The organism is Paraburkholderia sp. TE9906 (assembly GCF_056279605.1).
On sequence record NZ_JBWCCT010000009.1, the window covers coordinates 70167 to 83508 of the forward strand.

The 13342-nt window shown below is 59.8% G+C and carries 9 protein-coding genes; 1 reads left to right on the top strand and 8 read right to left on the bottom strand.

Annotation, left to right across the window (positions count from 1 at the left end; all coding sequences use genetic code 11):
- Positions 1–235: 235 nt before the first annotated feature.
- The 4 genes from ACZ9H4_RS24260 to ACZ9H4_RS24275 form a co-directional block, all read right to left on the bottom strand.
- Positions 236–649, bottom strand: coding sequence for a hypothetical protein (locus tag ACZ9H4_RS24260; protein ID WP_476121320.1), 414 nt, complete (start codon positions 647–649; stop codon positions 236–238).
- A gap of 114 nt (positions 650–763) precedes the next feature.
- Positions 764–2203, bottom strand: a complete 1440-nt coding sequence (locus ACZ9H4_RS24265) for an N-6 DNA methylase (protein WP_476121322.1) — start codon at positions 2201–2203, stop codon at positions 764–766.
- On the bottom strand, positions 2196–2816 hold the full coding sequence (locus tag ACZ9H4_RS24270) for a restriction endonuclease subunit S (RefSeq protein ID WP_476121324.1): 621 nt from the start codon (positions 2814–2816) through the stop codon (positions 2196–2198). Before ACZ9H4_RS24270 ends, ACZ9H4_RS24265 begins: the two co-directional genes overlap by 8 nt.
- Positions 2817–3118: 302 nt before the next feature.
- Positions 3119–4288 (bottom strand): tyrosine-type recombinase/integrase, encoded by a 1170-nt coding sequence (locus tag ACZ9H4_RS24275; protein ID WP_476121326.1) that lies wholly within the window; start codon positions 4286–4288, stop codon positions 3119–3121.
- A 179-nt stretch (positions 4289–4467) separates the two neighbouring features.
- On the opposite strand from ACZ9H4_RS24275, the gene ACZ9H4_RS24280 reads away from it, so the two are divergent.
- The gene (locus tag ACZ9H4_RS24280; protein ID WP_476121328.1) at positions 4468–5421 is read left to right on the top strand and encodes a DNA-binding protein; all 954 of its coding nucleotides are present in this window, start codon (positions 4468–4470) and stop codon (positions 5419–5421) included.
- Positions 5422–6269: 848 nt separating this feature from the next.
- Here ACZ9H4_RS24280 and ACZ9H4_RS24285 read toward each other — a convergent pair.
- The 4 genes from ACZ9H4_RS24285 to ACZ9H4_RS24300 all read right to left on the bottom strand — a co-directional run bounded on the left by ACZ9H4_RS24285 (position 6270) and on the right by ACZ9H4_RS24300 (position 13175).
- Complete coding sequence (locus tag ACZ9H4_RS24285) at positions 6270–6719, bottom strand: cytochrome b (RefSeq protein ID WP_476121330.1); 450 nt, start codon at positions 6717–6719, stop codon at positions 6270–6272.
- 805 nt (positions 6720–7524) lie between these two features.
- A complete protein-coding gene (gene mgtA, locus ACZ9H4_RS24290; protein ID WP_408325662.1) occupies positions 7525–10197 on the bottom strand; it encodes a magnesium-translocating P-type ATPase in 2673 nt (890 codons plus the stop codon).
- A gap of 361 nt (positions 10198–10558) precedes the next feature.
- On the bottom strand, positions 10559–12304 hold the full coding sequence (aspT, locus tag ACZ9H4_RS24295; protein WP_476121333.1) for an aspartate-alanine antiporter: 1746 nt from the start codon (positions 12302–12304) through the stop codon (positions 10559–10561).
- A gap of 220 nt (positions 12305–12524) precedes the next feature.
- Positions 12525–13175 carry a BON domain-containing protein gene (locus ACZ9H4_RS24300; protein ID WP_476121335.1) on the bottom strand — a complete coding sequence of 217 codons (651 nt, stop codon included), beginning with the start codon at positions 13173–13175 and terminating at the stop codon, positions 12525–12527.
- Positions 13176–13342: the final 167 nt, after the last annotated feature.

The following is a 13342-nucleotide window of genomic DNA, read 5'->3' on the forward strand; positions in this document are numbered from 1 at the left end:
GGTCACGTAGCTTGCGCATCGCGCCGGCTGTTGCTGCGGCGATTCGCCATGGCAACAGAACCTTGTAATCGTTAAACCGGATGCCCGTCCTTCTTCCTCAGGTTGCGAGACAAGTTCCTGGATGACCTTGCCCCACGCCGAGTCCGATCGCGTACAACACTAGGCCCACCGAGGATCAAGATACTATTGCAATTGCGCGATTTTCGCACGCTCATCCTTTATCAGTTTCAAACTTTCAAACCTTTGCGTGGACGATCGCGAACAGAAAGGCTGCGGCTCCGGTCGCGACGGTGCTCGCGCAGGTGTATTTCCACTTCTCCTCTTCCTTCTCTGACGCATTCATCGCCCCGCCAACCGAGATAAAGATAGAGCCAAAAATAACGCAAAGAAATGCAACCGTGGTGGATACAACAAAAGTGTAAAGCTCCGGATTGGCTTCGAGCGCAGTCCAGCTCTCATACAGCCCGAGCGCCGACCAGGCGATGGCGAGCCACCCCATTTGCCCCTCCTGGACAGTACGAAGAATCCTTGCGTTCTTTCTGTCTACATCCGTTCGTGCCATGAATTTTCCCGCAAGTCCCATTGAGACAGGCGGAAGGGCGACGGGTAAAACGAGGTTGACCACACCCCAGGTCAGTGTCAAGGCCATCTTTTTCACCGTTATTTGTCTGATACTCGCAAACCAATTTCGGACTACGAATTTAACTGCTGGACAACCGGTTCCCTTCACAGCAGACAAGGTTTGCTCTGTCAGCGCACCATGTCAGTCTTCATCCAAGGCAGGCCCAGTCCGGGAGAGCAGCACAGACATCCGCGCTTCCAGCTCGGTCAGCTCCGCAATGAGGAGCAGACGCTCTTCGTTCAGGGCCGCCAGATTGACGGGGGCTTCGACCTCGGTCACGTCAACGTAGCGTGCGACATTCAACGATGTTTCGTGGGAGAAGATTTCTTCAATGCTCACCTTGCGTGCAAACCGGGGGACGTCCTGCCGCTCTCGATAAGTCTGTTCGATACGCTCGATCTGATCCTCTGTGAGGACGTTCCTGGTCTTTCCGGCTTGATAGGTCCGACCTGCATCGATAAAAAGCACATCACTGACCGCTCTCCCCGCTCTCAGGACCATGATTGCTAACGGGATGCTCGTATGTCCGAGCATCCTCGGAGGCAGAGCAATCACAGCGTCCACCAGATTTTCGCTTAGCAGGCGCTCACGAATCTGCTTCTCAGCCGCACCGCGGAATAGAACACCAAACGGAACAACGACTGCCAGCCTTCCATGCATAGGGTCAAGAGTCGCGACCATATGGCTGATAAAGGCGAACTCCGAGGAAAATCGCGGAGGAATGCCACGCCGGTACCGATTGTGATGGTCATACATGGCTTCTTCCTGCCCCCAGGCTCTCGCGCCGAGCGGAGGCATCGAGACGACGACGTCAAACTTGCGGAGTTTGCCCTCGCTGTCCAGCAACCTCGGGTAGCGCAACGTATCGCCCCATTCAATCTGATGCCCGGGCTGACCACGCATAATCAGGTTCATTTTGGCTATCGCCCAGGTGCGGCCGTCGATCTCCTGACCAAAGAGTCCAAGATCGCCGTCAACGCGTCTCTGGCAAGCCACCAGAAATGTCCCCACGCCACAGCAGGGGTCACAGATCGTTTCGCCTTGTGCGGGGCTCACTATCCGGCTAACTAACCCGGCAATTTCTGTTGGAGTAAAACTTTCATCGCTGCGCCGCCCGGCTTCGAAAGCCAGCTCAATGAGCGTATCGCACGCAAAATCAACGCACCGCCCCACGTCAGCTGCCGTTCCGCGAAAGCACAGCGCATCGTCGGCAAACTCCTCAATCAGACGGCGAATCACACGATCCGTGTACTCGTCGTTCCCAAGTCCGGAGCTTCCGAAGCGGATCTGCTCAAACACCCCGCCGAGCGTTGGGTTTGCCGCCTCCAGCAACGCGAGCGCCTCATCGACGTGCCCTTGCTGGCCCGCTTCAAATCTCCTCGCATACAGTGACTCAAACCGGGATGCGTCAGGGATAGTCAATACCGTGCCGGTTCGCAAGGCGCCCCCAGAGATGCACTTCAGAAAGAGCATCGCAAATGTGTAGCCACCTGCAGAGAAGTCGAAGCCGCGTTCAGCAAGTGTCCCGAGTGCACGCTGCAGCGCGTGGCGAATTGCCTCTTCACGTTGAGGTTCAAGCATGGGCGCTCTCATTGCGTAAAAGCCGGTCAGTCGCATATGCGACTTCTTGCTGCTCGATTTCGCTTATCCGATTTCGGATTGCGATGATCCGCTGCATTGTGTCCTCAAGATCAGCAATTTCGTGCTGTCTGTCCAGCGACGGCACCTCTATCTCCAGCTTGAGCAACGCTGCCTTCGTGAGAGCCTTGATATTTGAACCAGTGAGAAGCAAAGCGATTTGGGCCTGAGCGGAACGCTGGTTGATGTACCACGCGAGGTAACCCGGGTGAACCTCAGCATGCGGCCGGATGACGTAGAGTCCCATTGGAAATACTGCTTCACCGGTGCGAGTGCCACCAAAGCGCCAGGCCCTGTAACGATCCCCGCGCGACGGCAGCACGACGTCGCCCGGTAGAAGACAGCCTGTCATGTATTTCTCCCCCAACAGAATCCGGGGAAGCCTCTCGCAACGCGGCGGCTGGCTCGCGAACAGGTCACCTGTGGTGAGTACGTGAACGTTGCCGTCCGACGTCTCCTTCGGTGAACTTCCCCGAAAAGTGGCGGGCACCTGAACGGTCGCGAGAGCAGAAAGAGGTAGAAGCATCGATTGGCGCGCGGAGCGGATTTCGGACACACGGAAGTCTATTGCACAGCATCGCCAATGTCAAACAGTAGTCGCCTACTGCAATTGTGTGACAGCAAGTGAAAGCGAGAATCTCCAGTTGGCTCCGTTTAAATGAAGGAGACGCCAGTATATAGGGGACATATCAAATATGACTTTCGCGGATCACTGTGCCGGGTGCCCGTGCACCCCATCGATCGCGGGCGTGGCGTGAAAGCCTTTTTGACGTCAGCAGGCGCGAGGCTGACGTAGCGAGTTGCCCGGCGACGGGCAAGTCGGCCGGTGATTGGTCGAATGTCGGCATTCTGCCCGCGTCAGGAGCTGGGTCGCGGTGTATCGCCACCCTCGCGCACGGTTTCAGTGTGTCGCTGGTCATCTTCGGCGTGCAGATAGATGCCGGTTGTCTGGATTGATGCATGACGCATGTTCTTCTGGATGAAGCGCAGATCCGTGCCGGCATCGGCCTGATGCGAAGCGGCGCTGTGCCGGAGCCAGTGCGTCGATGCACGTCGCAGCGTTGCTGCTCCGGCTGGATTGGTCGTCGCGAGCATATCGGCGGCGCGCCGGAACACTTCCTTGACGATCAGATAAACCGCCGCGGGGGTCAGGTGTCTCTGCGGGTCGCCTGCGACGCTCATGACCGCGGCCGCCGTCTCATTCCCCGACGGCGTCGGTGTCAGCCCGTGGAAAACGCGGTACCGCGCGAGGTCCGCCATCAGCGCGGTGCTCACGGGCACCTCCCCTTCGGTGCCGCCCTTCCCAACCACATGCAGCCACCATTTGCCCCGGCGCTGATAGAAGTCTGCGGCCTTCGCATGCGCCGCTTCCGAGACCCGCAGCCCCGTGTGGTATAGCAGGCGGATGAGCCATCGGCTGCGCTCGTAGTGCTGCTGATCGCGCGCGGTGACCCGCGGCCATTGCTCGACGCTGTCGAGTACATGCTCCCAGAGCGCGTGATCCAGATACCGCTCGACCCGTCGAGTGCGCCTGACCGAAGCGCCCGTCCGGCGGCGCAACGCGAGCGGGTTGCCGGCCAGATAGCCGGCACTGACCAGATAAGACAGCAGGCCCGACACGATCCCAAGCGCCTGATGCTGACTGCGCTCGGACAGGGGCCCGTCGAACAGCCGTCGCGCGCCACCCCGTCGCGGCCGGGTCGGATCGGCCCAGTCGCCGGTCGGCGCCGCGAGAAAGCGCTCATACAGCAGAAAGTCCTCGCGTGTCAGGCTCGAGAGCGGCTTGCCGAGCGTCCGGGTGGCCCACAGCAGCAGGCGCACCGCTTCCTTGCGGTAACTACGCAGCGTGTGCGGCGAGCCGGCATATTCCGCGAGCCACAGGCGCACGGCCTCGACGTCGCTGTCAGCAGCGATCTGACGATGCCCGCTGCGGGCGCGGTTGGTGCCGTCGTGGCCGTCAAGGGCGGCAGGCAACGCCAGCGACAGGGTGATATCAGGCGATTCCGGGACGGCGACGGGCAGGTTCATGGTGCGACGCGTTTTGATCGGGGCTTTCGGCAGCGTACACGATCAGAACTTGCGATTATGGGCGTTATCACAAATTTTCGGTCGATATCGTTACCGGTATAACGTTATACAGCGATATACGATTATAATTTTTTTGACAAAGCGTCCTTCTCACCGCTTTTCACCGTGAAAATCTGTCCATGAGCCGAATCAGCGATACCCGAATCCGCACCCGGGAAGCCGCCGCGCAACTTGTCACCTCGGGCCGGCTCCCGCATGAACTCACCGTCGACCTGATCTACGCGGAAATCCGCCAGGGCAGCCGCACCACCATCAATGACGAACTGAAGCTCTGGAAGGACGAGCAGACGCGCAACGACGCGCTCGCCGCCGCACTGCCGCCAGCGGTTGCCAATGCGATGCTGTCGGTGTGGGCGCTCGCGGTCGAACAGGGCGAACGGGTCTTTGCGCGACGTGGCGACGAACTCGAAGCGGAAGCAGCGGCCGCCATCGCTCGCGCGCGGGCGCTCGGGAGCGTCAATGCGGAACTTCAGGCCGAAGTTCGCAACGTTCGCGCCCAGCTTGACAGCCAGCAGGCACGACTTGCCGTAGTGCTTGCTGACCACGCGCAGGTCCAGGCTAGTCGTGACGCTGATCGCCGGCTGGCCGAAGCAGCCATGACGGAAAGGGACGCTGTGCGCGCGCAATCCGAACAGTTGCTGCGCGACATGCGATTAGCCCATCTTCGTGAAATCGAGACGTTGAGAGCCACCTACTCCGAACAAGAAGCGGCCTTGCGTGCAGAGGTCGGCCGTGCGACGGCGCGGCTCGAAGGTGTCCAGAAACGCGTCATGCTGCAGACCGAGGAGGCACGCGACGCACAACGTCGGGCGGAGGCTGCGCTCTCCGAGGTCCGGAAGCGCAATGAGCAGCTTGTCTGCGACGTCGAGCGGATATCGGCGGACGCCGCCGAACACAGGCGCCTTGCCGAGCGGCATGAGAAGCTGCACGATCGGGTCACGCAGGAGGCCCGTGGTTTGCGGCACGAACGCGACGGTCTCGCTAAGCAGGTTGCGTTGTTACAAGGGCAATTGAAGGTTCGTGAAAAATCCCCGTCAGCCCGTCGAGCCAGAGTTTCGCGTCCGCAAACCTGATCACGCGAGGAGTCCGCGCACGCCGCCACACTGCCCTGCCCGCTGAGAACGCTAAAATATCCCGGCAAAGTGGTCATCAGGTTCCGTGCTCGTTTTCTGTTGCACCGAAGCAAGGTGACATGCCGGATGCGACCCAAGAAGGCGCCAAACGATATCCGATGCTGGCCAACATGTGATGAAGCACGGCTGCGTGACGCAAGCCGGCGATCACGCATGGAAATCACCTACGGCCATAAAGGACATGAAGGTTCGACGGATCTCCCTGCTCGCGTCTCTGCATCCGCCTGTCCGCGATCGGCGGTACGCGCCCGCTGAGCTGCCGTTCATGTCTCCGCAACGCTAAACGACCGCTTAGAGAGGAATTGCGGTCGCCCATCGGTCAAGTTGCGATTTCTGCGGGCCGGCGCCCGGTCCAGCATAATTAACCGGAACAATCCTCGTGCATCTGGCACGGGCACCGTTGCCGACGGTACGACTCATCGGTGACCGCTCGGACGGGTCGTCGATGCCGGCGCCATCTCGCCTACGCGCAGCAATGACGCTGAGAACTCGGTCTTGGTTTCGCCAGAGCAGCGCGGCGCTAGGCGACGTTCAAGCGCGTGGCCGTGCGCTCAGATTAGCGCTTACGCATAAACCGCAAGCCGGTAAAGCTTGCACCATAGAGCCAGCGACATCGACGCGATGCTGCCGCATCGCTGTCAGGCTCTCTAAATCCTCGCACAAACTCCAGTTGTCTAGCCGCCTATCTCCCGTCGACCAACGCCGCTAATCCGAGATCCTAGTTCATAGTTCTCGGTCCGGTTCAGCGGTGAGCTGGCAATCTGCATACGCCGGGTTGTCGAGCCGCGTCACCGACTGTGAGCCTGACCTAAGCCTACATTGGGGCAATGCTTCTGCCGTACCGGTTCGCTCAGTGCCGGATAGGGCACGACCCCCAGCAAGCGCACCGTCCAGCCACGTGAGGACGCGTTGATCCAGCCGAGCAGCGGCACCAGCACGAGCGCGGCATAGAGGAGAACATGCGTTATGTGCGAAACGACGCTGAGTAGCGGCGGGAGTTCGTCCGGCGTGGGCCAATGGGTCAATCGCCAGATCACGCGGATTGCCATCACGGCGACGAGCGTCGCGCCCACGCCAAGATGCCAGGCGATCAGATTAACGGGCTGCGTGTCCTTGTGGACATCCGGCATCGTCCAGCCGATCACAAATTGCATGGCGACCAACAGGACGGTTAGCCAGTGCAGCGTGCGCGCGACTGCATCATATGCCGGACGCTTCATTTCGAAGACCTTAGTCATTCTTGCTCCTCAATTTGTCACGACTTGATGAATTGATGAGGCGCGCAGCCTGCGAATTTTGAACTGACCGCCCGAAAAAAGCGCTGCACAAATCCGACTGATGTTAGCAACCTTACCTTAAGGAAACCTGACGCTGGGCAACGGCGATCCGGATGCTCGACTCCGCTGCTGTTTCCGCACAGCCGCCAACGTAGGGGCGGCAAGACCGGTATGCCGAGGTTTTCCGCTTGAATCACGGGAACAGTTTGCGCCATAGCAGGCAACGTCACGGGCCGGCTTCTTGCTATTACTCCCATGCATCATCAATAAACGCTCTTCGCTGGGAACCCACAGCAAACGCCCGGACATCAAACACTCCGACCTCACTCCCGTTGAAGTGACGATTTATATAAAGGATTCCAAACTGAAATAGGGAATCTTCGCCATGCGAGTTATCCACCGCGGCCAGCAACGTGGTCATGACAGACGACCCCCTGGCCGCGGTGGATAACTCGCAGCACCCTCAATTGGAGACAGCTGACCCACGGAAAGCAGACCACCCAAGGGCTTGACTTCCAATGCCCCATAGAAGTGTGTTGCATCCACCGGTTGAATCTGCCCCGAACCGCGGTCTTTCCGCGGCGCCCCGACCTCTATTTGGACCGTTGAAGCCGCATGCACTCGATTCGAGAAAGTACATTCAACCAACCTCGCCCGCGCCCGTTTCATCGCCGCACCCCGATTGCCGCGATTTTTCCTTTTTCGATCGCAGCTGTGGACACTCTGCCTGATTGCTGGTGCGTGTCCGATGTGATGACCTGCCGACTCAATCCAGTCCGAAGCGTCGGATGAACCACGTCTTCGTCAGATGCGTCATCACCGCATAACTCAGGAGAATTAGCAGAAGCGCTGGCCAGTAAGTCGGTGGCAAGGGAATAAAGCCCAGAAACGTGCCGAGCCACGTAAAGGGTATGGCAATGCCCACGGCAGCGATGACCAGGCTCGTCGTGATCAACGCCGCGCTTGCACGACTTTCCAGGAATGGCACCTTCGCCGTGCGGATGATGTGGATGATCAGCGTCTGGGTGAGGAGCGATTCCACAAACCAGCCGGTCTGGAACAGGGCAGGCTTGTCCCATGCGTTGAAGACGTAAAGCATCATGAAGTACGTGGCATAGTCAAATACGGAACTGATCGGCCCAATCAGAAGCATGAATTTCACGATGTTGCCGATGTCCCATCGCCGTGGCACGCGCAGGTATTCTTCATCGACGTTGTCGGTAGGAATGGCGGTTTGCGAAAAGTCGTATAGCAGATTGTTGGTGAGCACCTGGATAGGTGCCATCGGCAGAAACGGCAGCATGATGCTGGCACCCAGCACGCTGAACATGTTCCCAAAATTCGAGCTTGCTCCCATCTTGATGTATTTGGTGATGTTGCCGAACACTCGCCGGCCTTCGAGTACCGCTTCACCGAGTACGGCGAGGCTCTTCTCGAGCAGAATGATATCGGCCGACTCTTTCGCGATGTCGACGGCGCTATCGACGGAAACGCCGACGTCTGCGGCCTTGAGCGCCGGTCCATCATTGATGCCGTCGCCCAGGAAGCCGACGACATGCCCTCGCCGATGCAAGGCATCGATGATAGAGGCCTTCTGCGACGGCGATACCTTCGCGAAGACGGGAGCGGTCTCCACCAGCTCAGCCAGCCCGGCGGCCGATAGTAGTTCGAGTTCCTTGCCAAGCACGACCCGGTCTACCGTAAGTCCGACCTCATGGCAGATCTTGCGGGTAACGATGTCGTTATCCCCGGTGAGAATCTTCACCTGCACCCCGCGCGCTTTCAACGTAGCAATGGCCGCCGCCGCCGTCTCCTTCGGCGGGTCGAGAAACGCAATGTAGCCGAGGAGTGTCAGATCGGCCTCGTCACTGACCGAATAGGCGCCCTGCTCCGGTAGCATCTCCTTGTAGGCAACCGCCACGACCCGAAACCCATCTGAATTGAGCGCAGCGGTGGTTTCCTTCGCGGCTGCGAAATGGCTCTGGTCGAGGACGCCCGTATCGCCGTTGATGGCGTAACGGGTGCACACCGAGAAAATCTCTTCGACCGCTCCTTTGCAGATCAGGATGTGAGCTCCGTCTCCCCGTGCGAGAACGACAGACATCCGGCGCCGCTCGAAATCGAACGGCATCTCGTCGATTTTGGTGAATTGCTCATGGGCCTTGAGTTGCTCATGAAGCTCGACGTGCTTCAGCACGGCGACATCGAGCAGGTTCTTGAGGCCGGACTGGTGGGTGCTGTTCAGATAAGCATATTCGAGCACCTGATCCGATTCATTGCCCTGAAGATCCAGGTGGCGCTTGAGGATGATGCGGTCCTGAGTCAGGGTGCCCGTCTTGTCCGTGCAAAGAACATCCATTGCGCCGAAATTCTGGATTGCGTTCAGGCGTTTCACGATGACTCTTTTGCGCGACATCGCAATGGCGCCCTTGGCGAGATTGACCGTCACGATCATCGGCAGCATTTCGGGCGTGAGCCCTACCGCCACAGCTACGGCAAAAAGCAGCGCTTCGAACCAGTTGCCCTTGGTCAGGCCGTTGATGACGAATACCAGGGGCACCATCACCAGAATGAAGCCAATCATCAGCCATGTGAACCGTGTGATGCCCTTGTCGAAGCTTGTCTGCACGCGTTGCGCGGCTATCATATCGGCGAGTCGGCCGAAAGCCGTCCGGCTGCCGGTCAGGACAACGACGCCGCAGCCGATGCCGCTCACGACAGCGCTGCCCAGAAAGCAGATGTTCGGCAGGTCGAAATGGGTTTCGGTCGACGCAGTGCAGGCATGCGCGACTTTCTCGAGTGGCATGGCCTCGCCGGTCAACGCAGACTGATTGACGAACAGATCTCTCGCCGATATCAGCCGCAGGTCAGCCGGAATCATATCGCCGGCCGACAGCAGGACGACGTCGCCCGGGACAAGCTGTTCGATTGGAATGTCCACATGGTCCGGGCCGCCCCCCGTTGTCGGGCGGCGCACGGTGGCGGTCGTACGCACCATCCGGCGCAGTGCGTCAGCGGCTTTGTTCGAGCGGTGCTCCTGAAGAAAGCCGAGTGAAACGCTAAGGACAACCATCACCGCGATCATGATCGCAGCGCGTGGCTCACCGAGAAAGTACGACGCTGTCGCCAGCGACAACAGCAGCAGGTTCAGAGGGTTGATCGATCGGCTGGCCAGTTCGCCCAGGATCGTGTGGCGCGCCTCGTGGGCCACCTGGTTGAGACCGGCTGTGCGCGATCGCTGTTCCGCCTCGTCGGTGGCAAGACCGCTCGCCGTGCTGTGTAGCCTCCGGAGCGCTTCGTCAGGTGAAATCCGCGCGAAATCGCCGAGCGTTTCGCTGCTTGCGCTCGTCGTGTGTGCGCCTGCCGGCGACGAACGTCGAAACCAGCTTAGGACCGGGATCAAGGCGTCCGCGCCAAATTTGCCGTCGAGCAATCTCATGACGAGGTCAGTCGGAAGATGAACATCGGCGCCCTTCGATGGCGGATCAGGAAAGGGGGGAACAATCCGGCGGCGAGTTTCTCACTGACTATCATGCAACCCGCACACCTGATGGGCGGTCTTGCGGATGCTCGCGCGGATGAAACAGTACACAGTTGATGCGTATCAACGAAAGCCCGAGCAGTTGCCACTGCGAGGGAAGTGTCACGTGGGCAGCCCGCTTCCCCATCCGCACAGATAGCTCGGCGACGCTATAAATTCGGCGCTCTCGACCGCACCGGTCCCAGCCAGCCATAGCTCGGACCCGCCGTGTCTGCCGCGTCGGTCCGACAGCCGCGAAAAGCTCAAAGTACGCTTCGGGCTAAGCCAGGATCATCACGATCACCATGCCCCAGATAGTCAGGATTGTGTTGCTTACCGCATAGCTCACCGTGTATCCGAGCCCGGGAATCTGGCTTTTTGCCGCGTCGCAGATCATTCCCAATGCGGCAGTCGTCGCTCGCGCACCAGCGCACACACCAAGCAGGATGGCCGGCGGAAAGTGAAACACGTAACGCGCGATCAGCATGCCGAGAATGAGAGGAACGGTCGTGGCGAAAATGCCCCACAAGAACAGACCGACGCCGAGGTGCTGTAGACCGGCAACGAAACCCGGTCCCGCAGTGAGACCGACCACCGCGATGAACACGTTCAGCCCGACCGAGCTCATGAACCAGACCGTTGGCTCCGGGATACGGCCAAAGGTGGGACGTATTGCCCGCAGCCAGCCAAACAGAATTCCGGCGAGGAGCGACCCGCCAGCGGTCGACAGCGTCATTGGAATGCCTGCGACCTTGATGACGATTGCTCCCAGCATCGCGCCAACGGTAATTGCGAGGCTGACGAACGCCACGTCAGTCACATTGGTTGGCCGGTCCAGTACACCGATTGCTTTCGCGGCAGCGCTTGTGTCCTGCGTGCGCCCGACGATCGTGATGGTATCGCCGCGCTGCAGTCTTGTGTTGGGCAGGACGGGAATTTGCGTTTCCGTGGGGCCGCGCTTGATCTTCCTGAGGAAGACGCCGCGCGAAACTGGCAAGCCGGCGAGTTCCTGCAATGTCTTTCCATCGACTGCCTTGCTGGTCACATACACGTCCACCCCTTCGGCGGGCACAGCCAGCAGTTCCGGATCGTCCACCTCCACCGCCCTCACCTTGCGATCCGACACGACCAGGTCGCCATCGCCGCGCGTAATCGTGCCGCTCGCGCCGAGCACCGAAACCAGCTGGTCGCGGGGACCCGCAATCGCCACCACGTCGTCGGCTTGCAACGCGTAATCGAGCGTCGCCTCGTGTATCACACCGTGCCGCCTCACGCGTTCGATGAACAACCGCATTCCCTCCGGTTGAAGCGCTTCAACCTGGCTGATCGTCTTGCCGCAAACCACGCTTTCCGGTGTTACGCGATAGGCGCGCAGTTCATACCGATGCCACGCCTGGGCGGCGCCTCCCAGTTCCTTTGCCCCACCCAAACTTGCCTCGTATTCCTTGCATGCGGCAATCAGGTCGATCCGCAGGAGCTTCGGCCCTAATGTCGCGAGGATCACCGCCGAGCCTATCGTGCCGAAAATATAGGATATGGCATAGGCGGTCGGCATCGCGTCCAGCAATGCCTTTGCCTGGTCGGGCGGCAGGCCCAGCCGGTTGATTGCGTCCGTCGCGAGTCCCATGGAAGCTGAAATGGTTTGGGAACCGGCGAGTAGCCCAGCGCCGGACCCGATGTCATATCCACCCAACTTGACGGCGAGGACAACCGAGGCCAACGAAAGGCCGCACTGGATGACGGCGAACAGTGCTTGTGGCAAACCGTCTTTAGCGATTCCGCGCACGAACTGCGGCCCCACCCCGTAGCCCACGGCGAACAGGAACATAAGGAAGAAAACTGACTTGACGTTGGGCGAAACCGTAATATGAAGCTGCCCAATCGCAATGGCGGCCAACAGGGTTGCCGTCACGGCGCCCAGACTAAACCCCTTGAAGCTCTTGCCGCCAACCCAATAGCCCACGCCGAGCGCCAGAAATATGGCAACCTCGGGATAGCGCCGCAATGTTTCCGTTAGCCACGACATAGTACCCTCGCATCCGGTTGCTCGATAACATAGGGTCCATGCACTTGCGTGTTGTCGATGAGTCGGTAACTTGACGCAGTTGTCGAACCTGATGAATCATCAATCTCTGCCCCGCAGACACCTTGACGTGGGTCAAGGTCCCACACGTCCTTCCGGTTCGCGTGCGCGTCTTATTCCTTCGGCCGGCGCATGCCATGCGCGTCGACCGCCCCGCCGCCATTCACGCGACGCTCAGTTGGTCTACCACCCACCGTACTCCCTTGGTCCCCCACGCGACGCTGCATGCGACACGCTTGTCGAGTATCGAGTCGACTACACCCGTCAATCTGACGACGCCATCATGTGCATCAACCGAAATATCGCCTGATTCGTGCCGTGCGCGCCGCTGCAATGCATCGGCAATCTGTCGACTCACGTCGGCCGCCAGCGGATCGATTCGCACCTCGATCTGGTTGGCGACGCCGACTACCCCCCGCATTCGACACACCAATACTTCGGCGGCCTGGCGCTGATAGCCATACTCCACTGTCCCGGTGAGCGTAGCGCAACCGTGTTCCACCACCACACCGATTGCGTTCTCCGGGAGACCTTCCTGCCACTGCAAAGCCGCGAGAATCGCGGCGGCAAGCTCTTCGTCCGAGTGCCTGAGCGGGGACGGCGCACGAACCACGAGGTCAAGTACAACCCCCCGGCTACCGGCGACCCTCTGCACGGCCTTTTGCAAAGCGAGTTTCTGGGCGCAGCTCCTGACGGATCCTTCGAGCGTGACGACACGGTTGAGCACCGTAGCAGTCACGTTCCGGGAATCGAGTGCGGGGTCCCAAAGTAACTCCTGTTCGACGTCATTCTTGAGTTCCTGGTCTGATTTCATCGATCTCTCCTGGGGATATACGTCGAACACAGATTTATTCGCAACACGCGATGAGCGCGACGATGCGGAGGGATCTGACAACGGATGCGAGAACCTTAGTCCCGCGATCGCGGCACCCGATTGACTCAGGTCAAACGCGACCAGTCCACATGACACGCCTGCGCGAT